Origin of the sequence: Nocardiopsis trehalosi NBRC 14201 (genome assembly GCF_001552555.1) — a bacterium.
Taxonomy (GTDB): domain Bacteria; phylum Actinomycetota; class Actinomycetes; order Streptosporangiales; family Streptosporangiaceae; genus Nocardiopsis_B; species Nocardiopsis_B trehalosi.
In genome coordinates, this window is sequence record NZ_BCRK01000010.1 from 1 (window position 1) to 20,105 (window position 20,105).

Annotated in this window: 25 protein-coding genes; 9 read left to right on the top strand and 16 right to left on the bottom strand. The window is 71.1% G+C overall.

The window, feature by feature from the left end:
- Window positions 1–67: 67 nt before the first annotated feature.
- The 16 genes from NT8_RS29735 to NT8_RS03245 form a co-directional block, all read right to left on the bottom strand.
- Window positions 68–757 (bottom strand): helix-turn-helix domain-containing protein, encoded by a 690-nt coding sequence (locus NT8_RS29735; protein WP_067964047.1) that lies wholly within the window; start codon window positions 755–757, stop codon window positions 68–70.
- A gap of 113 nt (window positions 758–870) precedes the next feature.
- Entirely contained in the window at window positions 871–1,488 is a 618-nt protein-coding gene (locus NT8_RS29740; RefSeq protein ID WP_067964049.1) for a hypothetical protein, read from the bottom strand.
- Between the two features lie 119 nt (window positions 1,489–1,607).
- On the bottom strand, window positions 1,608–2,246 hold the full coding sequence (locus NT8_RS03175) for a hypothetical protein (protein ID WP_157515482.1): 639 nt from the start codon (window positions 2,244–2,246) through the stop codon (window positions 1,608–1,610).
- A 92-nt stretch (window positions 2,247–2,338) separates the two neighbouring features.
- Window positions 2,339–2,704 (bottom strand): hypothetical protein, encoded by a 366-nt coding sequence (locus NT8_RS03180; RefSeq protein ID WP_067964053.1) that lies wholly within the window; start codon window positions 2,702–2,704, stop codon window positions 2,339–2,341.
- A gap of 948 nt (window positions 2,705–3,652) precedes the next feature.
- Window positions 3,653–6,271 carry an OmpA family protein gene (locus NT8_RS03190; protein ID WP_067964056.1) on the bottom strand — a complete coding sequence of 873 codons (2,619 nt, stop codon included), beginning with the start codon at window positions 6,269–6,271 and terminating at the stop codon, window positions 3,653–3,655.
- A gap of 24 nt (window positions 6,272–6,295) precedes the next feature.
- A complete protein-coding gene (locus NT8_RS03195; protein ID WP_067964058.1) occupies window positions 6,296–6,694 on the bottom strand; it encodes a pilus assembly protein TadG-related protein in 399 nt (132 codons plus the stop codon).
- Entirely contained in the window at window positions 6,691–7,128 is a 438-nt protein-coding gene (locus NT8_RS03200; RefSeq protein ID WP_245646011.1) for a TadE family protein, read from the bottom strand. Before NT8_RS03200 ends, NT8_RS03195 begins: the two co-directional genes overlap by 4 nt.
- Window positions 7,125–7,463: a pilus assembly protein gene (locus NT8_RS03205; protein WP_245646012.1), complete on the bottom strand. Its 339-nt coding sequence runs from the start codon at window positions 7,461–7,463 to the stop codon at window positions 7,125–7,127. The genes NT8_RS03200 and NT8_RS03205 overlap by 4 nt, the downstream gene beginning before the upstream one ends.
- A 38-nt stretch (window positions 7,464–7,501) precedes the next feature.
- Window positions 7,502–7,690, bottom strand: a complete 189-nt coding sequence (locus NT8_RS03210) for a hypothetical protein (RefSeq protein WP_067964062.1) — start codon at window positions 7,688–7,690, stop codon at window positions 7,502–7,504.
- Window positions 7,691–7,735: 45 nt separating this feature from the next.
- Entirely contained in the window at window positions 7,736–8,620 is an 885-nt protein-coding gene (locus NT8_RS03215; protein ID WP_067964064.1) for a type II secretion system F family protein, read from the bottom strand.
- Window positions 8,617–9,477 carry a type II secretion system F family protein gene (locus tag NT8_RS03220; protein ID WP_067964067.1) on the bottom strand — a complete coding sequence of 287 codons (861 nt, stop codon included), beginning with the start codon at window positions 9,475–9,477 and terminating at the stop codon, window positions 8,617–8,619. Before NT8_RS03220 ends, NT8_RS03215 begins: the two co-directional genes overlap by 4 nt.
- Window positions 9,477–10,847 carry a CpaF family protein gene (locus NT8_RS03225; RefSeq protein ID WP_084468602.1) on the bottom strand — a complete coding sequence of 457 codons (1,371 nt, stop codon included), beginning with the start codon at window positions 10,845–10,847 and terminating at the stop codon, window positions 9,477–9,479. Before NT8_RS03225 ends, NT8_RS03220 begins: the two co-directional genes overlap by 1 nt.
- Before the next feature lie 5 nt (window positions 10,848–10,852).
- Entirely contained in the window at window positions 10,853–11,710 is an 858-nt protein-coding gene (locus NT8_RS03230; RefSeq protein WP_067964068.1) for a P-loop NTPase family protein, read from the bottom strand.
- The gene (locus NT8_RS03235) at window positions 11,707–12,246 is read right to left on the bottom strand and encodes an SAF domain-containing protein (RefSeq protein ID WP_169805183.1); all 540 of its coding nucleotides are present in this window, start codon (window positions 12,244–12,246) and stop codon (window positions 11,707–11,709) included. The genes NT8_RS03230 and NT8_RS03235 overlap by 4 nt, the downstream gene beginning before the upstream one ends.
- A 184-nt stretch (window positions 12,247–12,430) precedes the next feature.
- Complete coding sequence (locus tag NT8_RS31170; protein WP_281203373.1) at window positions 12,431–12,922, bottom strand: hypothetical protein; 492 nt, start codon at window positions 12,920–12,922, stop codon at window positions 12,431–12,433.
- 362 nt (window positions 12,923–13,284) lie between these two features.
- The gene (locus NT8_RS03245) at window positions 13,285–13,803 is read right to left on the bottom strand and encodes a hypothetical protein (RefSeq protein WP_157515483.1); all 519 of its coding nucleotides are present in this window, start codon (window positions 13,801–13,803) and stop codon (window positions 13,285–13,287) included.
- Between the two features lie 594 nt (window positions 13,804–14,397).
- Here NT8_RS03245 and NT8_RS03250 point away from each other — a divergent pair.
- The 9 genes from NT8_RS03250 to NT8_RS03290 all read left to right on the top strand — a co-directional run bounded on the left by NT8_RS03250 (window position 14,398) and on the right by NT8_RS03290 (window position 20,085).
- Window positions 14,398–14,598 carry a hypothetical protein gene (locus NT8_RS03250; RefSeq protein ID WP_067964074.1) on the top strand — a complete coding sequence of 67 codons (201 nt, stop codon included), beginning with the start codon at window positions 14,398–14,400 and terminating at the stop codon, window positions 14,596–14,598.
- 3 nt (window positions 14,599–14,601) lie between these two features.
- Window positions 14,602–15,129 carry a DUF6879 family protein gene (locus NT8_RS03255; protein ID WP_067964076.1) on the top strand — a complete coding sequence of 176 codons (528 nt, stop codon included), beginning with the start codon at window positions 14,602–14,604 and terminating at the stop codon, window positions 15,127–15,129.
- Window positions 15,126–15,968 carry a helix-turn-helix domain-containing protein gene (locus NT8_RS03260; RefSeq protein ID WP_067964077.1) on the top strand — a complete coding sequence of 281 codons (843 nt, stop codon included), beginning with the start codon at window positions 15,126–15,128 and terminating at the stop codon, window positions 15,966–15,968. Before NT8_RS03255 ends, NT8_RS03260 begins: the two co-directional genes overlap by 4 nt.
- A 225-nt stretch (window positions 15,969–16,193) precedes the next feature.
- Window positions 16,194–16,619 carry an ATP-binding protein gene (locus NT8_RS03265; RefSeq protein ID WP_067964079.1) on the top strand — a complete coding sequence of 142 codons (426 nt, stop codon included), beginning with the start codon at window positions 16,194–16,196 and terminating at the stop codon, window positions 16,617–16,619.
- A 5-nt stretch (window positions 16,620–16,624) separates the two neighbouring features.
- Window positions 16,625–17,074, top strand: a complete 450-nt coding sequence (locus NT8_RS03270; RefSeq protein ID WP_157515485.1) for a hypothetical protein — start codon at window positions 16,625–16,627, stop codon at window positions 17,072–17,074.
- Window positions 17,075–17,353: 279 nt separating this feature from the next.
- Window positions 17,354–17,578 carry a helix-turn-helix domain-containing protein gene (locus tag NT8_RS03275; RefSeq protein ID WP_084468611.1) on the top strand — a complete coding sequence of 75 codons (225 nt, stop codon included), beginning with the start codon at window positions 17,354–17,356 and terminating at the stop codon, window positions 17,576–17,578.
- Window positions 17,579–17,673: 95 nt separating this feature from the next.
- Window positions 17,674–18,288, top strand: a complete 615-nt coding sequence (locus NT8_RS03280) for a DUF6879 family protein (protein WP_067964084.1) — start codon at window positions 17,674–17,676, stop codon at window positions 18,286–18,288.
- A gap of 124 nt (window positions 18,289–18,412) precedes the next feature.
- On the top strand, window positions 18,413–19,270 hold the full coding sequence (locus tag NT8_RS03285) for a radical SAM/SPASM domain-containing protein (RefSeq protein WP_067964087.1): 858 nt from the start codon (window positions 18,413–18,415) through the stop codon (window positions 19,268–19,270).
- Window positions 19,271–19,296: 26 nt separating this feature from the next.
- A complete protein-coding gene (locus NT8_RS03290) occupies window positions 19,297–20,085 on the top strand; it encodes a hypothetical protein (protein WP_067964090.1) in 789 nt (262 codons plus the stop codon).
- The last annotated feature ends 20 nt before the right edge of the window (window positions 20,086–20,105 follow it).

Here is a 20,105-nt window from a genome sequence, read left to right on the forward strand (position 1 = left end):
CGCTTGTGGCGGGCCGTGGATGTGCGGCCCGCCACGAGGGTTAGCGTCCTCGGTGAAGTGCGCGTGGTCAGGTGGTGATGCGGTAGCGGCGCGGGGCCTCGCAGGTGAGTTCGGCTTCGCCGGTCTTGACCATGGAGGTCAGGGCGTTCTGGATGGCGCCGACCGACCGGCGCAGGGTGTGGCCGATCTCGGTGGGCCCGAACTCGAGGTCGGGGTTGTCGCTGAGGACCGCCTTGACCATCAACCGCAGCTCGCCCGGCTGGAGGCGCCGCGTTCGGCTGACCGGGTTGATTTGCGAGGGCACCGGCGCCTCGGGGTCGGAGAAGCTGTCAGGCCGTTCGGTCCGACCCGCAGGGGCGGGGGCGTTCGCCTCACCCGAGGTGGACGAGGACTGGCTCGCGGTTCCGGCCGGTGCCGTCTCGTCGTCGGCGCCGGACGCACCGCTGTTGACCGCCGCGTCACCGGTGGAGACGGAAGGTACCGGGTCGGCGGGGGCGGCACTCTCAACAGCGGCAGCACCGCCGGCCTGGGCGGCCGCCCAGGTGTCCGGCAGGCGCCGGTTGCCCTCGCGGCCGCCGGGGGCCCGATGTGTCGCGCCCTCGGCTTCCAGCGCCGCCAGGTGCTTGGCGACGGTCGAGCGGTTCAGTCCGGTGGCTTCCGCGAGGTCGGCCACGGTCGCCCCGGCGGTGTGCGTGGCCAGAAGGGCAGCGATGCGGGCTCGGGTCTGCGCGGCAGCGGATCGGATGGTCTCGGTCATGGTGGTGCCTTTCCGTGGAAGTCGTTGGCCGGCGGGGCGTCGCGCACGTGTGTCGGCGCCCCGGTGAGGGTGCGCAGCCGGGCGCGGCACGTACCGCGCCCGGCTGCGGCGCGTCAGGACGGTGCGGCGTTCAAGGCGGCGGTCATCGCGGCGCCCATGGCTGCGGTGATCCCGCTGATGTTCCGGGCGCTGAGGTTCAGGGACATGCGCCACAGCAGGGCGTCGGTACCGGTGTCGGCGACGGCGACCTCGACCGGCCTGGTGTGGGCGAAGGTCACGGTGACGATGGCGGCCAACCCGGGGTTGCGTACGGCGCAGAAGTGGTCCCGTAGCCGAGGAAGTCCGTCGCGGCCCGTCAGGTACACCGGCGCCTCGTCCAGGTACACCTCGGCCGAGGCCAGGCGCTTCCGTAGCGGCAGGGCCAGTTGCGTCATGGCCTGGATCTCCGGCCATTCCGCCAGGGACTCCGTGGCGAAGCCGGTCACTGCCTGGGCGAGGTAGGCGTCGTCGCAGGGGTGGCCGCTGGCTGCGGCCATCTCGGTGATCATCACGAGTTCGCCGTGCCCCGCGATGATCATCCGCTCGGTGTCATAGGTCCCCGGAGCGAGGACCGTGACGGTGGCGGACGCGTCGTCCCAGGCGAGGAGGCTTCCCTTCGCGGCACGGCGCAGGCAGGCCACATGCTCAGGGGTGATGCGGATCCGAGGCTTGTCGGGCATAATCGTGCTCACAGCACGCTCCTAACTACAGACGGTTATGTCGTGCGGCCCGCGCCCACCCCGGCTTCGAGGTGGAAGTCGCGCCGGCGTTCAGGCGCGGGCACTTTCGTCGTGGGCGGGCAGGCGCCGGATCAGGGGCGCTGGGTATGTGCGGTGACGAACCAGCCGATCTCAGCGGCGCACATTCCGCCGTTGAATCGGTAGGGGTACTTGGCGATCCAGCTCTTCACATGGCCGTGCCCGTCGAAGACCCGCACGAGGAGTCGCCGCTGCCCGTGCTCGACCAGTTCGAGTTTGGTCGTGACCCTGACCTCGGGGGCGGCGGCGAAGGTGTAGTGGTCGCGGATGGCGTGCCGTCCCCCGACCATCAACCGGTCCGGGCGCCCGTTCAGGTGGAAGCGGTGGCGCGCCATCGCGTCGCGCATCCCCCGGATGCTCGGAGTCGGAGCGGGGTGCTCGGTCCACTCCTGGATGAGGTCGCACGCGGTCTCATCGATCGCCTCCGCCAGCTCAGCCGAGGAGAGGTCGCCGGCGTAGAAGACTTCATCGTGGAGAAGGTCACCGTGCCCGTAGACGATGACCTCGGTCCGCTCGCTGAAAGCGACCGCATTGCCATGGGTGACGCGGTAGCGCCACATCTCCAGGTCGAACACGATGAGCGCCCCCGGTCCGGACTTGCGGAGTTTTGCGATCATCTGCGGGGTGACCTCGTTGTACGGCTCTCCCCGCAGGCAGAGACGGTCCGGAACGAGCATGGGTCCTGTGGTCATGATGTGCTGCTCCTGATTTCGTCGTGGTGGCGTGGCCGCCCCTCCGCACTGTCGTGCGGCGCGGTCCTCTGCTTCTGGTGATTACGTCCAGGTCAGCCCTGTTGGGCGCCCGGCTTGTAGTGGTGGCGCACCGCGATGACCGCCTTGAGCGCATCCCGGAACGCCGACCGGGCCTCGTCGAGGCGTTCGGTGAGTTCGCGGACGCGCGCCTGGGGCTCGCTGACTCCGCCGAAAGGGCCGGTCGCCCATCCCCCGTCGCGCTGATGGCGGGTTTGATGCCGGGCGGTCTCCCGCGCCACTTCGAGGCGCTGCTCGGCGACGCTCACCGCGCATTCCCGGTTGGCCAGGAGCCGTGCGAGCGGGGTCAGTACCGGGTCCTGGTGGTGGACATAGGGGTCATAGGCGCCGTTGAGGTGGGTGTTGACGAGCAAGGCGCAGTACGTGCTGGTCATCGCCATGGGCTTCTCCTTCGGATTGCGGTGTTGCAGGTCAGGCGCGGTAGTCCAGGTCGTGCGGGCATCCGGTCGGGCACGCGTCCGACTCGTCGTCGCGTACGCAGGGCGCGTCTTCGGCTTCCACCGGGCGGGATGGCCGGTAGCCCTCGATGCCGTCGGTCGGGCACAGCGGTTCACCGTCGAGGTGGCTGTGGCGAGGCCGCCGGACGATGGGGTTGATCCAGGAACGGGGAGGCACGTCCCGCGCGGGCTCGCCGCACACAGGGCAGTAGATTCCGGGGCGCAATTCAGGCATGCCGAATAGACCTTTCTTCTCATGGTTGACAATGGCGTCTGATTCACCTTTGCGGTGTCGACCTTCGCTTGGGTTGTCCCGCCCAGTCAAGTCGCGGCGCGCTATTCCTACGCGGCGTCTTTCCGGCGGCACTTCCCGGCGACGAACCCAATAGGAACTTGGGTTCAGCGAGAAGTCAAACGGTTCGGCGAAACTTCTTTGGATTCCGTCCGACAAAGGGAGGAGATGCGCGTGCGCGAGGAAGGCCGGCGGACCGTTCCTTTCTCCGAACACCCGTGAGTTGGGAGATCTCGAAGAATGGAGGATGCCCTTTATGGCCGGTTTGCGGCACCGCGGGCCGGGACGGTGAAGGCGGAGACCAGACGGAGCACGGGGAGAAGGGGAAGGAGGAGAGGACGAGGAGGAGGAAGACGGCAGAGCCAGGCGAGCGGCCGGCAAGGGCAGGCGGGCCACGAGGAGGCCGCCGTCCGCCCTCATACGCGAGCAGGGGACACCTTCCGTGTCCAGTCGGGGTTTCGACCGGAGCAGGGGTCAGCACGTTGGCCTGCGGTGCAACCCCCAGTGGAGCAGCTCCGATTCAAGACCGGAGCGGCAACCGGAGCAGGAACTGGAGCACTGTCCTTCAGGCTGTCCGAGGACCGCGGGCACAAGTCCGCTCAGGGTGTTGCCCGGCGGGCTCCACGCTTCCTGCTCAGGGGAGAGATCGAGGTCAGGTCCTCCAGGAGCCGACCCGTCGCCGGACTCGGGGACGCGCCGATCTCCTGCATCCTCTCCACGAGAACCTGAAACGTGCGCTGGACCGCGTCGTTACGACCGATCAGCGCCTGCCTTCTCATGATTTCCTGGTAGAGGGCCTCGTTGTATTGATCGCAGGCGAGCGCCCGCTCCAGCCACTCGATCGAGTCCGGTTCATCGGAATAGGAGTCGGCGAGTTGGACGCAGATATCGGCCGCCATTCGACGATAGCGCTGGCGTTCGCTTTCCAGCCACATCGCATCGGTCGCCTTGAGAAGTTCCTCTTCGTAGATCCCGATGGCCGTTTTCAGATGGAGGTTCTTGGCGCCCTGGTCACATCCGCTGCGGGATTCCCGAAGGTGCTCTTCGAATTCCCAGAGGTCGACGTCGATGACGCCGGCGTCCAGGCGGTAGCGGTCACGGGTGACGTGGATGACGGCCGCCGTGTCGTCACCGATGGCCTGGCGCACCGTCCTGCGGGCGTTGCTGGTGGCGGAATTGCGCAGTGCCTTGGAGGGGGCCGTACCGGTCTCGTCGGTGAGGACGTCGTTGATCTCGTCAAGTGTGGCGCCCTGGCGTCGCAGGGCGAGTAGGGCGAGCAGTGTGCGGGTCGAAGAGCGCACCCCTGAGGTGATCTCGCGACCGTCGGCGCCTTCGAGGACCACTTGGGGTGCGAAGAGCCGGAGGCGTGCACGCCTGGCGACAGGCGGAGCAGCGGACGACGATCGGCTTTCCGCATCTGATGGCGGACCGTGGAGGTGGTGGACGAGGTCCGCCTCGGATGCGCCCGCAGCGGAGGCGGGGTCCGGCGATGAGGCCGGCGGTTCAGGATCGGGGTCCGGGTCGTCGGAGGGCGCAGCGCTCTCTCCCAGCCCGTGTTCCTCGGGCGTATCCGTCGGCTCCCCCGGGGTCGACGCGGTCCGGCCCTGATGGGCGAAGCGGTGGCTCGGGTGCACGGGGGAGCCTCCGTCCGGCTTTCCTCGGGGGTCGATGGAGACGCTGGGGAGGTCGGGGCATGCTCCGGCGACCACGATCGCGAGCGCGTCGTCTCCGGACGCCACCTCGGTGAGACGCCGAGCCAGCGCAGGGTCATGGAACCCGTCGACGGCCACCAGCGCCGGCGTCAGGGGCGTGGGCTCCGTCGACTCGGCGTTCCTGCGCGCCGCCGACAGGGAGTCTGCCTCCGCGTGCAGCAGGGCTTGAGAAGTGTCGGAGGCGATATGGAGGTGCCCGCCCGTCTCGCGCGGGAGTCCGACGCGGTCGGCGAGTGCCCGGGTGGTGATGACGCGGACCGCCTGGGCGCAGGCGTCACCGAGGAGGGCGGCCACCGCCTCGTCGGCGCCCGCGCCGGTGACCGACAGTCCGGACCCGGCGTCGCGGATCCGTCCGCCGAGAAGGACCTGGCCTTGGGCGTCGACGGCCGCAGGCGTGGCGCCCGCCTGCTCGTGCGTGGTGGGCCGGTCGGGTGCGTCTGCGGTGCCGACCGCCTCCTGATCCCCGTCTTCGTGAGGAGCGGAGTCGCCGGGCGAAGAATCGATGGAGGAACGCCGGCGAGGGCTCACGCCCCCGCGCGGGACGCGGCTGCCGCGTCGTCCGAGGGCGAACCCGACCCCCAGGCCCGCGATGGCGGTGCCCGTGGCGGCGAACACGGCCGGCGAGGGTTGGGAGTCGGGCTCGGCCTGCGCGGACGGGAGCGGCTCCGAATCCGGTGGGGCCGGGGGCTCGGCATCGGCACGCGGAGGTGCCGGCGCGGGGGCGAGGGTGTAGGTGATCTCGACTCGGCGCTCACCCGCGTACCCGAGCCCGGCGTCGTGCCTCGGTCGGGTATCGCCGCGGCCGTGCGTGCTGATGGCGATGTCGGAGCCGAGCCGCTCCCGGAGGTACTCTGCCGCGGCTTCGGCGCGGCGCTCGGACAGTTCCTGGTTGTGTTCGGCAGGACCGGCGGGGTCGCTGTGCCCGGTGACGGTGATTCCGGCGGTGCGGTCACCGAGATGGTCGATGAGGTCCACGGTGGGAGCGAGCCCTTCGCGCATCTCCGCGGTGAGGTCCGCGGAGTCGAAGGCGAACCCGGAGAGCACACGGGTGCGCTCCACCGGTTCGTCCGCCGTCCGCTCGGCTGGGGCCGATCGCGCCGACGACGCGGTGGCCGTCTCTTCGACCGATCGGACAGAGGCGGGGGCGGATGGCGGCTCGGCGGCGGCGGTGCCGACCGTGGCGGCGGCCAGCCCGCTGCCGGCCACGGTCGCGGCGAGGAGGCGCAGCGGTTCCAGTCGCGGGAGATGCCCGCGCAGAAGCTGAATGACGTCGGTGGCGACGATCAGCACGAGGAGGCCCCACGCGCCCCACAACGCCGCGATCAACCCGGCGGCGGCCACGGGGGGTGGAAGCGTGAGCCCGCGCAGGTACATCTCCATCAGCGGCCACGTCACTTCCGTCCCGGCCAGCGGCCACTCCAGCCGGCTCAGGACCACGGGCGGCCCGACGAGCAGCAGGAGGATGCAGGCGCACCCGATGGCCATCCGTGCACGCGCCGCCGCCATGCGGGGCCTCCTTCCTCTCCGGTGCTAGGGCGTGATCGCCGCGGCCTGCGCCCGGGCGCGGGCCATGCCGTCCCCCAGCGGCAGGAACACGGTGGAGTAGGGGACCCGGGCCTCGACCGACACGGTCTGCCGGGTGGCGGTGACGGTGCCGGAGGCTCCGGCCTCGGCCAGGTACGCCTGGGCCTCCCGTTCCGCGGCGCGGGCGTCCAGGACGAGTTTGCTGTCGCCGGTGGTGACCAGCGCCGCCATGTCGACCTGCTGCGCACCCAGGCGGGCCGCTTCCTGGGCGAGCGCCATAGCCCGGGTCCTGTCGATGAGCATGGTGCCGCCGTCGGCGACCAGCCCGAGGCAGGTGAGAACGGCGGTGGCGAGGACGAGCACGAAGGCCGTGACCTGACCGCCGTCGTGCGTTCCGGATCTCACGGCGTGTGCTCCTCGCTCTTGTAGGTGTCGATCGGTGAGGTGGCGCGCGCCGTGATGTCGGTGCTGCCCGGCAGGCCGAGCAGCGCGAGGTCGGCCAGCGCGACGGTGCAGGTGACCTCCGCCGCCGTCCAGGCTCCACGTCGCAGTCCGGCGGTCTCCAGCCGCAACCGGTGGTCGGCGCAGGACAACCCTCGCTGTTCCAGTGCCGCCTGCGCCGCGGCGGAGGCGAAACCGCGCGCCCGGGTGTCGTCGTCCGCGATCGAGGCCGTTCGAGCGGCGTTGTGCGCGGCCGACTCCACGGCCATGCGCGCGGCGACGTAGCGTCCCGCCAGAACCATGACCAGGGCGGCGGCGATCAGAACGGGCGCCGCCATCATCAGCTCGACCGGTGCGCTCCCGGACTCGGCGTCGGCGGATGGGCGCCGGCGCCTCACGGTCCGGGCTCCCGGCGTTCGACGGGGCCGCTCTGGTGGGCGCTGACGGATGGCTTCCAGCCGGGGACCAGGCTGAGGGTGGTGGCCCGCACGTGAACGTCGGTACGGGCCTCCCCCCGTTCGACGGTGACCCGTGGGTCGTCCAGGAGGCGTCCGCCGAGGTGGTCGAGGCTGCGCCGGGCGGCCGCGTGCCCTTGTTTGGCCGTGGCCCCATGGGCGCGGGCCGCGGCCAGGGCGTGGTCGGCCACACTCTGGGCGCGGGCGTGCGCATGGGTCCACAATCCGATCTGGAGGACGGTGAGGATCATGGCGAAGGCCAGCGGAAGGCTGAGCACCAGCTCGACGCTTCCGCGTTCGCCGGCCCGCCCTCGCGTCACTTGGCCAGGCCCAGATCGATCGATTCGGCGGCACCGGTGAAGGTGTCCATGAGGACGGCCCCGACCACGGTGGCGATGCCCACCACGATGGTGATGCCGATGATGAACTCGGTGGTGTGGGAACCGCGGTCGTCGCGACGGGAAACCAGGGCCAGATACGGAAGCAGTGCGTTGAGGACACGCATCGAGGACTCCTTCGGTCGGTGGAGTACTGGGGACGGGAACACGGGTCAGAAGCCGCTGACGATGTGGATGAGCGCCGGGTACCCGATGAGCAGCAGGAAGCCGAGGACGAGGACCATGACCGGCAGGGACATGCGCTCGGTGGCCGCCTGGCAGGCCGCGTCGGCGGCCGCGATGTCGCGGGTGCGCAGCGCTGCGGCCTTGGCGGCGACCGAGGCGCGGACACGCGCCCCATCGGTGCCGGCGAGTTGAAGGGAGGCGGCGAACTCGGCCAGCTCCGGCACGCCGGTGCGGTGGGCGAGGTCCCCGAGGGCCTGCCAGGGCGATTGCCGGTGCATCGCCGCTGCGTGCAGCGCGAGCCGCACCCGTGCCGGCGCCCATCCTTCTCCGTAGGAGGCCGCCTGGGTCAGCGCTCCGGAGACCCCCGCTCCGCCGGCGAGCGCGATGACGACCACGTCGGCGAAGACGGAGGTCGCCGCACGAAGCTCGGCCCGCCGCCGGCGGGCGTGCTCGATGACCGCGATGTCGGGCGCGGTCCAGCAGGCGACCGCGATCCCCGCCGCGACGACCAGCAGAGTGGGCAAGGGAACCGGCAGCGCCAGCGCACCGACAACGGTGGCGAGCACAAAGGGAACGGCTACGGCGGCCACCGCTGCGCTGGCCTTCTCCGCCAGGTAGTCGTCGGATCCGTGGTCGCTGAGGGCGAGGTCGCGGCGGATGCGGCGCGTGGGCAGGCCGACGGCCGCCAGGAACCCGGCGCCAGCACGCCCATAGCGGCGAGCCCACCCGCCGGTGTTCTCCCCCGTGGACTCGACGGCCGCCGACGGGACCGCCAGCAGCTCGGCGAGACGCGGCCTGCGCAGGCTGTAGGCCAGCAACCACACGCCCAGCCCTGTACCGGCACCGGTCAGCGCTGCCGTGAACACTGTCATGCCGGGCCTCCGGCCGACGGCCGCAGGAACCTTGCCCCCTGGACGGGGCGGGCCAGCCGCATCAGCCATACCACCGCCGCCGCCCAGATCGCCCCCACCCCGGCGAGCACGAACTGCCCGGCCAGGGTGTCGAAGGGGGTGAGGTAACCGCGGTTCAGGCCCACCATTCCGACCAGCATGAGCGCCGTCATCGCGATGATGATGCGCACCGAGGAACGCACGCGCGCCCGTCCGGCCGAGGTGCGCACGAGCATGGTGGCGCGATCGCGGGAGGACTCGGCGAGCCGGCTCAGCAGCGCGCTGAGATCGGCCGCGTGGCGCCCGTCGGCCGTGGACAGCGCGACGGCGACCAAGTCGGCCGTCGGGTTGTCGACCCGCTGCGCGAAGACGGCCATCGCCTGATGCACGTCCAACCCCGAGCGCAGCTGCCACGCCAGGTGGGCGACGTCGTCTCGGATCGCCGCCGGGGCGATGTCGGCGGTGGCGGCGATCGCGCTCTGCAGCCCGGACGCTCCGGAGATCATGTCGCGGAGCTGTTCGGTCCAGGCCGCGACGGCCTCCACCCGGCCGGCTTCGTCGGCCATCGCGCGGTCCGGGCCCAGGACCTCGGGCAGCCACCACAGCGCTGCGGCACCCAACAGCCCGGCCACCGGCCAGCCGGTGACCGCCCCGGCGCAGAGCCCGGCCGTCGCCGCGCAGCCCAGCCGCACCGCCACCCCGCGGCCCGCCGGGACCGAAGACACCATGCGCCGCAGCGGTTGCAGTGGTCCTCCGATGGCCAGGGCGCGGGCGAAGGCGAACACGCCCGCTCCGACGAGGGCGCCGGCCGAGGCCGTCGCCACCAGTTCCGTCTCCATCAGCTCCGCCCTCGCATTCGGGGCGGCTGTGCGATGGCGTCGGTGAAGTCGAAACCGTGGGCGGACAGCCGTTCCGCCAGCTCCGGGCTGGGCGGCACCCGCAGCTCCCCCTCGAAGCCGCCGCCGTCGCGCCGGTAGATCTCGTTGGAGACGACCTGCGGGCCTTCGGCCCCCACCACCTCGCGGATGCTGGCGACGTGGCGGCGGCCACGCGGCGGGGCCGCGATGTGGACCACCAGGTGCACCGCCGAGGCGATGAGGAGGTTGGTCGCCTCCAGGCTCAGGCGTTCCGGGCTCTGGGCGGTGTAGGCGGCGATCTTGGTGAAGACCTGCGCCGAGCTGCTCGCGTGGATGGTGGCCATCGACCCGTCGGTCCCCATGCTCATGGCGTTCAGCAGCGCGATCGTCTCCGGTCCGCGCGTCTCGCCGACGATCACCCGATCCGGTGACATCCGCAGTGCGTGGCGGACCAGGTCGGCCAGGGTGATCTCGCCGACTCCTTCGAGGTTGGCCGGACGGCCTTGGAGCACCACGCAGTCGGGGTGCGCCTGTTCGTCGCGGTCGAGGTTGAGTTCGAGGCTGTCCTCGATCGTCACGATGCGCTCGTGCGGGTCGATGGTGTCGGCCAGTGCCCGCAGCAGGGTGGTCTTGCCCGCGCCGGTGGCTCCGGCGATCACGATGTTCGCCCGTGCGGCGACCGACGCCGCGAGCAGCTTGTTCACCGTGGCGTCGACCATGCCGGCCTGGCGCAGATCGGCGAGAGTGAGCCTGTTCTCGGGGTGGCGGCGGATGGCGATCGAGACTCGGCGGGCCACGCTCATCACCGCCGACAGGCGGGCGCCACCGGGCAGCTCCATGCTGAGCAGGGGCGCGGAGGAGTCGAAGCGCCGCTCCCCCGAAGCCGAATCCGCGGCGATCCGGCGCACCAGGGCGATCAGGTCCTCGTCGCGGCCGGCGATCGGCCGGCGGCGTTCGCGCCGCCCGCCGCCGAAGTCCAGGAACACCCGGTCCCCGGTGATGTGGATGTTCTGCACCCCGGGTTCGGCCAGCAGCCCTTCGAGGGGACCCAGGCCGCAGACGCGTGCCAGCACCGCCGAGCGCAGCCACGCCTCCTGCGCGTCGGTGAGGACACCGCGGTTGGCGGCCAAGGCGCGGTGGGCGTAGGCGTCCAGGACCTGGCCGAGCACCCCGTCGACGCGGTTCCGGTATGCCTCCCCGGTGACCGCCGGCCGAGCGAGCTCTTCGTCCTCAGCAGCGGCGCGGACGAGCCGCGCCGTCACCTCGGCGGTGACCTCGCGCACCAGGGGCTCGAACCTGGCGGCCGCGTCTCCCGCCTGCGCGACCGCGGGTGCCGTGGGCAGTACCTCCATCCGGGTCACGCCACCGCCCCCAACGCGTCCGGCCCGTGGGTGCGGGAAGGCACTGCGGCGGACGCCGGGTGGGAAACGGCGCTCGGGGCCATGTCATCGAGGTGTTCGGCGAGCGCCCGCGCCGCGCGCATCAGCGGATGGCCGCCGATCGTCTCCGGGTCGCGCCGATACCGCAGCCAGGCGCCGGCCCGCCCCCACCACGAAGCCCACCGCGCCTCCTCGCCACGGATCACCGCGGCGCCGCCGGGGTCATCGGGGATGCGCGCCCAGATGGGCGGCGCGGTGGCCTCGGCGAACTCGTCGTCGCTGAATCGGCGCCCTCTCACCGCCAACCCCACGCTGCAGCCGCGCTGCTCCAGAGCGGTGAAGACGGCGGCACACTCCACGACGCGTTTCACCTGGGCCACGTCGTCGCCGCAGAGCACCACGACGACCGCGTCCGCCTGCATCAGCAGCCGGGCGCCCGCACTACCGGGCAGAACGCGTCCGACGTCGACGACCGTGAGCGGTCCCCGCGCCAGGCATCCGCGGCGCTCCGCCAGCAGGCGCACCGCACCCGTCACTGCATGCGGGGCGGACGGTGCCGTGATCACATGCAGTCCACCGGACACCTCCACCGCATGGCGCAGCAGCGGGTTGTCCCCGCCGTCGGCGTCCGCAGCCGTTCGGCGGCTCGCCGCGGCCAGTGACAGCAGCCCCCGCTCCGCACGCGTGTTGTGCCAGACCGCGAAGTCGCCACCGGAGGCGTCGGCTTCAACGAGGACGGGCACGGTGAGCGGGGCCGCCGGCCAGCACGCCGTCAGGGCGGCGGCCAGCGTCGACACCCCCGGCGCACCCGATAGGGAACACACCGCGACGATCATGCTTCCTCCTGCTCATGGCCATGGACCAGCACCAGCCGCACGTTCTCGGACCCCGCTGCGGCGACGAGCGGCGCGTCCGCACGCGCCATACCGAGTTCGACGGTCGTCTCGGCCGCTCCCTGCTCGACCGGCCTGCGCACCGTGTGCACCGTCGCCATCACCGGCACGCCGGGGATGGCCGCGGTGGGCTCGTCGCCTTCCTCGTCGTCCCGTGGCGCGGACAACGAACCGGCTTCGGTGATGACCACGCCCACCGCCGATCCCGCCGCGAGGGCGCTCGGCACCGTCGCCTCGGGAAGGGCGACCGCCACCACCGCCCGTCCCCGCTCCGGCCACTCGTCGGCACCCGCCAGCGCCGAACGCGGCAGGGGCGTCCCCGCACGCAGGGGTATGGCGACCCTGCGTCCCAGGACGTCCGCCGACTCCGCCTCGACCAGTTCCAGCCCGTCCGTCCCGTGGAGGTCGGCCGCCCGCAGGTCCTCACTCGTCAGCACGTGCCCCGCGTCGACGTCGCGCGCCACGACGACGATCGGCACCGCCTCTTCCGGCTCGCCAACCCCACTGACGAAACCGCTCCCAACGTCACGAGTACGGCCCCTGCTGCGGTCCACCTCCATTGACGGCGTCGGTGGGGAGGTGCATTCCGTCCGTCCCTACTCTTCCGACTTGATTTGTCTGTATTTGCGGCCACGCCTTCCCCCGCCTGACGAAATGGGGCTCTCACGCCTCGGTGACGAGCGCCCGTACCTCCACGACTTCAGTCTCGGCTTGTGCCGACATCACCAGCGGGTCGAGCACGCCGGACTCCCCCGTTGAGGACTCCCATGCCACCTCCCAGGTCACGTCGACCACCACCGGGAACCGCCCACCCGGCCGATGGGCAGAGGATGAGCGGAACGTGTGGCCGCACGTCGGGGACTCGGCACCCGCAGTGTGCGCCGACGGATCGAACGGCTCACCAGACCCCTCGCACCTGACCGTGCTGCCGTCACCCATCGACCACGCCGAACCGGTCGGCGTCGCCGTCACCGAGACCGATCCGCCCGAGACGGCCGCCTCTGCCGAGACCGGCGCCCACTGCTCCGCTGCCACCCACATCCACATCGGCACGTGCACGACCTGCCGGGCGTTCAACGGCGGCGCGGCCGCCACCTCGGGCACAGGCAACCGGAGCGACGCCCGAGCCTCCTCCGCCAGGGCGGAGAAGTCCACCGGCACACCCCCGCCGACTTCGGCTCCGGCCACCGTCGCCGAGCACTCCGCGATCCCGGAGAAGGGAGTCAGGTCCCCCAGCGCACCGGGGCTTCCCGCCACGAACCCGGGGACCAGAAGGTCTTTGCGAACACACGACGGGCCACCGACCGGAACCGCACCGTCCGGCGAGGAACGGACCGGCGCAGCACCCGAGCCGCTATGCGACTGCCCGCCTCCGCTGGAGCGCGCCGTCACTTCGCAGCCCGAGGCGTCGCACGAGGTGTGTCCTCGGAACTTGTCGCCGACATCTCCGGACGCCGCCCCCTGAGTAGCCGCGAAGCTGCAGAGCACCGCGCTGCCCAGGACCGCGATGCTCCTCCTCAGCATCCGCCGTAGTCCCCGAACCACAGTTCCTGGACCTTCCAGGAGGAGCCGTCCGACGTGACGGTCACCCGGTGCGGACGGAAGTCGTCCGCCTCCGCCGATTCAGGCTCAACCCCTTCGAGCACCCACTGCGAGTCGTCGGCGCAGTCCTCGATCACCACCGTCGGCGGACTGCCGTCCGGATCGCTCTCAACGACCTTGGGCTCCAGCACGGGCTCGCCCGTCGCGGTCGCCCCGTCGAGCATGTCCCTGGCCAGCTCCAGCGCCTGCCCCTTCGCGTAGCGCTGCAGATAGGGATGATCAGTGGCCCCCTGGTGCGACCCCTCCACCACCGCGTCCATCAGCCCCTCATAGGCGGTGATGGCCAACCGTTCCGGTGTCTCCGCCGCTCCGGTCTCGGCCGTGTCGGACGGGCCGGGTGGATGGGACGCCTCCCCCTCTTCCGCCGGCGCGCACGAGACCGCGGTCGCGAGGACGACACACGCGATGGATGAGCTGCGGAGCAGCACGAACACCCCCACCATGAACACGGAGAGTAAAAGAGATGTTACTCGTTGGAATGCGGCTTGACTCTAACGATCCCCACCCCGCGCCACAACCCCAGTAGGGAGAAGGGGAATGTCAAGAAACCCACAGCCCACCGATGTCGCACGAATGAGAGTCCCCGCGCCGTTCCTGGGACACCAATCAGCAGCTCAAGCACATTGTGAGACGCAGATAACTGGTTTCGGCGCATATCTCGTGAACGCCTCTTTCTCCACAAACGGCGGAGCATTAGCGAATTACCTGAACCGCAGATATACCTCGATCGCGATCCATCAGGAAGAAGACCCACATCACGCGCTTCGGCGCCCACACCGCCGACGAACCCGGCACCGCTCGAGGTGTTCAAGCCATAGCCACACCAGGCGCGCGCTGCCCCCGACGCTGTGGTGGTGGCGCACGGCAGGCATCGAAGTCCCCGGACGCGCGGAGGCTCCCTCAGCGGACCGCGGCCCGCCGGTAAACGGTACGGACCGCTGACCCGCATGCCGGTTTCGTGGTGCCCGAAGCCGCAGTCGGCTTAGTGTTGTGGGTACCCGCCCGCCCCCGACTGCGGAGAGGCCAACATGCGACTGCGAATGCTCGGTACGACGTCAAAGGACGGCGACTGCCCCACCCTGTACGAGACTGAGACCGGCGACATCGTCGTCCAGGGGGACCGCCTCACCGATCCCGAAGCCCTCGCCCAACTCGAAGACGTGAAGCCGGACGAGACGTTCGTCGTCGTCCCCCGGGCGCTCCTCACCCAGTACGCGCCCAAGGAGTAGGCGTTGCCCGACCTCATCAGCGGCCCCGCCATCACCGAGTTCTTCGCAGACGGCTTCGAACACACCGCCTGGCGCATGGAGACCAGACGCGCCTACGGAGTCGCCTCCGAGACCGAGGACTTCCAACGGTGGCTGAGAGGCGAGCATGTCCTGTCCGACCCGGGAAGGCCCTGGCTCCGCACCATCCGGAAGCTGACCTCCAGCGGGAAACGCGTGGAACGGGTGCGCCTCCTGGACGATCCGCCCACCGACTACCAGCGGTGGATCCTGGAGGACGTCTCCGACAACATCGACGCCGGCGAGGACATCCGGTACCTACCGCGTGCTGAGGCGGTCCGCCTTCCCCACGCACCACACAGGGATTTCTGGTTGTTCGATTCGCGCATGGCGGGGGTGTTCCACTTCGACGGAGACCGGTCGCTCGGCATGGAGCTGACCGATGACCCCGCCACGGTGCTCGCCGGGTGCCAGATCCGGGACGCCGCTTGGCACTACGCTCGCCCCGTCGCAGCACTCAGCCTCAGCACATGAGCACGGATTTCCAACAGGCTCGTCTCGCCCTCGGAACGCGGCTTCGCGAACTGCGTTCCGAAGGCAGTCTCACCGGCCGAGAGATGGCGTCGAAACTGGGGTGGCCGCACTCGAAGATCTCCAAACTCGAGAACGGCAAGCAGACGGCCACAGCGGAAGACGTCATCGCTTGGGCGGAGGCGTGCGGGCGCCCAGATGCAGCGAAGGAACTGAAGGCGCACCTTCGCGGCATGGAGACCCGGTACAGGACCTGGCGCCGCCAACTCGCCGGCGGTCACCAGGCACGCCAGCAGGCCGGGATCGCCGAGTCACAGCGGACCCGGCTGTTCCGGGGGTTCCAGGAGTCGGTCATCCCTGGGATCTTCCAGACCGCGGAGTACGCGCGGTGGATGTTCACGGTGAGCGCCGACTTCCACCAGTCACCGCGCGACACCGACGAGGCCGTCCGGGCACGCATCCGTCGCCAGGAGCTTCTCTATGAGCCCGGGCGGGAGTTCCGCTTCCTCGTATGGGAGGCGGCCCTGCGTATGCGGGTATGCCCTCCCGAGGTGATGGCCGGGCAATTGGATCGGCTCACCGGATTGATGGGGTTGAGCACGGTTTCGCTAGGGGTCATCCCGTTCAGCGCGCAGTTGGCGCTGCCGCCCTCCCACGGGTTCTGGATCTACGACGACCGGCTGGTGATCGTGGAGAACCTCAACGCGGAGATGTGGTTGGACGACGCGGCCGACGTGGCGCTCTACGCCCGCGCCTGGAACAAGTTCCGCGAATCGGCCGTCTACGGGCGGCCCGCTCACGCTCTCGTCGCCTCAGCGCGCTCCCTACTCGAAACTTCATAACGAACTTCGGGAAACCTCTTGTTTGACCTGAGAAACTTCTAGAAACACACCTGCCGGGGAGAAACTTTCGGCCGTAGCGTCTCATCACCAGCTCTCAAGGGGTGATGACATGACGCGCATCCTGGCCTCTTCCCCTGCATCGCAGGGTGCCGGTTCTTCCGCAACTTCTCGACGCCACAGACTGCCGGCGGCCATCCGTCCGCTGGGATCGGCACGGTGAGCGCCATGCTGCGCCTGGAGCCGGGCCCTCGGAGCGAAGGCACCACGAGCGAACTCAACGCCGACCTGAGTGCTCCTCGGGAAAGCCGACGCTTGCTGTTGCGTGCTCTCACCGACCATCCCACCTTGGACGATGCCCTTCTCGTCGTCTCCGAGCTGGTTACCAACGCTGTCGAGCACACGCTCAGCGGCCGCCCTGGCGGAACCGTCACCGTGACCACAGCTGCGACCGCCGCCCAGGTGTACATCGAGGTCACCGATGACGGCCCGAGAGCCGACGCCCCGAGCGTCCCCGCCCTCGTCGACCCGCTCGCCTGGGCGGAACACGGGCGTGGACTGCACCTGGTCGCCCGCTGTTCCTCCCACTGGGGCGTCGACCACCACGGCGACGGCCGCACCACGGTGTGGGCCGTCGTCCAGGGCGCAGGGTGATCTCGGTGGCCAGCCCCGCCGCGTGCTGGCCCGGCCGGGCCATGATCCACGCCGACGATCCCGACGGGGCGGTGCCGCTGACCGTGGAGCGGGTCCTCCCCCCGGAGCACGTGCTGGTGCGCGAGCCCCGCACCGAACAGGTGCGGCAAGTGCTGCTGAGGGACTTGGAGCCGCTGCACGCCGGCCACCTGTGCGCGCTGGCGCGGGCCTGGCCCGAGGGCACCCAGGTCCTGACCGGCGGCGGGCACATGTGCGAGGTCATCGGGTGGGAGCCCCACCGCTCGGCGTTCGGGCTGCTGTACCTGCGCGACATGGGCACCGGGCGCTTCACCGTCGCCCACTGCCGCGACGTGGTGCGCACCGTACCGGTCAACGCCGTCTCCCCGCCGCCGCTGCAGCGGGTGAAGTCGCGCCCCCACCCCCTGGTGGCCCGAACGACAGGAGCCGCCAGGTGACCGGCCGGGCTCCTGCCTCCGACTGCCGCCCCGGAGGTGTGGTCCCCTCCCGGGCGGCCCGGGCCGCGGGGCACTCTCCCCCGCCCCGCGGCCCCTCCACCCCTCGACCGCACCCCTGGAGCCTGCATGACCCCCGTCCGCCTGGCGCTGCTCACGCTCGTCCTGGCCGTGCTCGCCATCGGCCTCGGCCTGGCCGCCGCCGTCCTCGACACCGCCTTCGCCGTCCGCTGACGCCCGCGCTAGAACGCCACCGCGAAAGGAACCGTTCGCATGCTCCCGATGCCGAGCCCCCTACGCCCCACCGCCAGGAAACGGGCCCCGATCACCGACGACGACCTCGTCGGCGGCCTGCTGACCACCGGCGAGGTGGCCCGGCTGTTCCGTGTCGACCCCAAGACCGTCTGCCGGTGGGCCGACCAAGGCCGGCTTCCGGCCATCCGGACGCCGGGTGGCCAGCGCCGCGTGCCCGCCGGCTTCGTCCACCGCCACCTCTCCCCGCCATGACCCACCGGCCCGCCTCGAACCGACGCAGCAGCGCAACCCCGCCCACCACACGGGGGGCCGCGCACCCGCCGACCGACCCGACCAAGGACCCCGTTGTGCACGTGTTCGAAGCCCTGATCAACGCCCGCGGCCGCGAACTGGACCGCGACGCCTACCGCCTCGACGCCGCCGCGGTGCGCGCCGACCCCGAGGCCACCGGCCCCTGCTACCGGCTCCAGCGCACCCAGGACGTCCCCGACCCGCGCGACCCCGCCCGCCCCACCCTGCTCAGCGGCGACCTCGCCGCAGCGCGCAAGGCGTTCGCCGCGGAGCGTCCCGCGCTGCGCGAGGAGGCGCACCGCCTGAACTACCAGGGCATCGCCTACCACCGGCTCCGCATCATGGAGTACCCGTTGAGCGACTACGTCGCCTGGGAGGCGCTGAGTCTGGCCGAGTTCGCGGCCGCCGGCCATCCCATCCGGGTCCTGGACGCCGAACGGCTGGCCTCGTGGGAGGAACGCGGACGTCTGCCCGACGTCGTGGTCTACGGCCGCCGCGTGCTCTACCTGCTGCGCACCACCGCCGACGGCCACCCCGCCGGCGCCAAACGCATCGACAACCCCCCGCTGGCGTCCATGGTCACCGAGGCCATGGCCGCCCTCTACGCCCAGGCCCAGCCCTTCCCCGACTGGTTCGACCGCGAGGTGGCGCACCGCCTCCCCGCTCTCTGACCTCGGGCGGCGCTTCGGGCCGCCCACATCGCGGCCTCAAGCGCGCGCTTCGCCCGCTCGCCGAATCGAAGCCACGTCATCTGCACCGTCTGACCGTCGGACAGCCACGAGAAAGGAAAACGTCATGACCAGCCTCCTTCCCGAACGAGTAGCCACCCCGCCTGTGGACATGCTCTGGCTCGACATCACCCGCAAATGCCAGTTGGAATGCGGCCACTGCTACAACGAGTCCGGCCCCGACGGCGGGCACGGACAGATGTCCAGCAGCGACTGGTGCACCGTCATCGACCAGGCCGTGCTCAGCGGGGTGCGCCGCATCCAGGTGATCGGCGGGGAACCCACCCTGCACCCGGACATGCTCGCCATCGTGGGCCACGCCCTCGACGCCGGCCTGGACGTCGAGGTCTACTCCAACCTCGTCCACGTCACCGACCGCATGTGGAAGGTGTTCCGCCGCCCCGGCATGTCGCTCGCCACGTCGTACTACTCCTCCACCGCCGCGGAACACGACGCCATGACGAACCGGCGCTCCCACGCGCGGACGCGCGCCAACATCGCCAAGGCGGTCTCCCTGGGCATCCGCCTGCGAGTCGGCATCGTCGCCGCCGACGACACCGCCGAGACCCGGCGCGACCTGGAAGCCATGGGCGTCGCCCCAGAACGCATCCGCGTCGACCGGATCCGCGAGTTCGGCCGGGCCGGGCAGGACCACGCCCCGGCGGTGGAGAACCTCTGCGGCAACTGCGGCACCGGCAAGGCCGCCGTCGGCCCCGACGGACGCGTCTCCCCGTGCGTGTTCTCCGCCGGGTGGATGACCGTGGGAACCGTGCCCGAGACCCCGCTCGCCGATATCCTGACCGGACCCGAGATGGCGCAGGCCACCGCCACCATCCGGACCACCGTCCGCGACGCGCGCGGGTGCGACCCCGACGAGGAATGCACCCCCGGCGGCCCCCTGTCCGGGTGCAACCCGCGCTACTGACCCGCTCCCGACGCCGAGGACTCCTCATGCCCACGATGGCCCCCGGGCTGGTGGAGCTGATCCGGCCGCACACCGGGCCGGTGACGGCCGCACGCTCCGCCGGCGGCCACTCCTCCGACCTCGCGGCCATCGTGGAGGCCGAGCAGGGGCGGTTCTTCGTCAAGGCGATGAAGAACCGCCCCGGCGGCCGCCGCGACTCCCTCACCCGCGAACGCCTGATCGCCCCCCACCTGGCAGGGGTGGCGCCCGCCCTGCTCTGGCACGCCGAAGACGACGCCTGGCTCGCCTTGGGCTTCGAGGTGGTAGAGGGCCGCCACCCCGACATCACCCCCGGCTCCCCCGACCTGCCGGTCGTGGCCGACCTGATCGACCGCATCGGCCACCTACCGCTGCCCGACGTGGCCCGCGACTGGCCCGAGACCCGGTGGGACCGGTTCACCTCCGAAGCCGACGCCGCCCTGTTCGCCGGGGAGACCCTGCTCTACACCGACATCCACCCGAGCAACATCATCATCGGAACGTCCGGGGTGTGGGCGGTGGACTGGGCCTGGCCCACCCGCGGCGCCGCCTTCATCGACCCCGCGATTCTGGTCGTCCAACTCGTCGCGGCCGGGCACCCGCCGGCCGACGCCGAGGACTGGGCTTCCCGATGTGCTGCGTGGGTGAAGGCGGATTCCGTGGCGGTGGACGCGTTCGCCGCCGCCTCGGTTCGCATGCACACCGCCTTCGCCGAGAAACGCCCATACGCCGCCTGGCTCCGCGCCATGGCCGACGCCGCCACCGAGTGGGCCGGCCACCGCGGAGTCGACGTGTGATCAGCCGCGGCAAGCGGAGT

Excerpts from the sequence above, each read along its gene's own strand:
- NT8_RS03180 (WP_067964053.1), bottom strand. The coding sequence starts at position 2,704 with ATGGCGATGACCAGCACGTACTGCGCCTTGCTCGTCAACACCCACCTC.
- NT8_RS03175 (WP_157515482.1), bottom strand. The coding sequence starts at position 2,246 with ATGACCACAGGACCCATGCTCGTTCCGGACCGTCTCTGCCTGCGGGGA.
- NT8_RS29735 (WP_067964047.1), bottom strand. The coding sequence starts at position 757 with ATGACCGAGACCATCCGATCCGCTGCCGCGCAGACCCGAGCCCGCATC.
- NT8_RS03285 (WP_067964087.1), top strand. The coding sequence starts at position 18,413 with ATGACCAGCCTCCTTCCCGAACGAGTAGCCACCCCGCCTGTGGACATG.
- NT8_RS03225 (WP_084468602.1), bottom strand. The coding sequence starts at position 10,847 with ATGGAGGTACTGCCCACGGCACCCGCGGTCGCGCAGGCGGGAGACGCG.
- NT8_RS03230 (WP_067964068.1), bottom strand. The coding sequence starts at position 11,710 with ATGATCGTCGCGGTGTGTTCCCTATCGGGTGCGCCGGGGGTGTCGACG.
- NT8_RS03210 (WP_067964062.1), bottom strand. The coding sequence starts at position 7,690 with ATGCGTGTCCTCAACGCACTGCTTCCGTATCTGGCCCTGGTTTCCCGT.
- NT8_RS03220 (WP_067964067.1), bottom strand. The coding sequence starts at position 9,477 with ATGGAGACGGAACTGGTGGCGACGGCCTCGGCCGGCGCCCTCGTCGGA.
- NT8_RS03250 (WP_067964074.1), top strand. The coding sequence starts at position 14,398 with ATGCGACTGCGAATGCTCGGTACGACGTCAAAGGACGGCGACTGCCCC.
- NT8_RS03190 (WP_067964056.1), bottom strand. The coding sequence starts at position 6,271 with ATGGCGGCGGCGCGTGCACGGATGGCCATCGGGTGCGCCTGCATCCTC.
- NT8_RS03275 (WP_084468611.1), top strand. The coding sequence starts at position 17,354 with ATGCCGAGCCCCCTACGCCCCACCGCCAGGAAACGGGCCCCGATCACC.
- NT8_RS03215 (WP_067964064.1), bottom strand. The coding sequence starts at position 8,620 with ATGACAGTGTTCACGGCAGCGCTGACCGGTGCCGGTACAGGGCTGGGC.
- NT8_RS03290 (WP_067964090.1), top strand. The coding sequence starts at position 19,297 with ATGCCCACGATGGCCCCCGGGCTGGTGGAGCTGATCCGGCCGCACACC.
- NT8_RS03260 (WP_067964077.1), top strand. The coding sequence starts at position 15,126 with ATGAGCACGGATTTCCAACAGGCTCGTCTCGCCCTCGGAACGCGGCTT.
- NT8_RS03265 (WP_067964079.1), top strand. The coding sequence starts at position 16,194 with ATGCTGCGCCTGGAGCCGGGCCCTCGGAGCGAAGGCACCACGAGCGAA.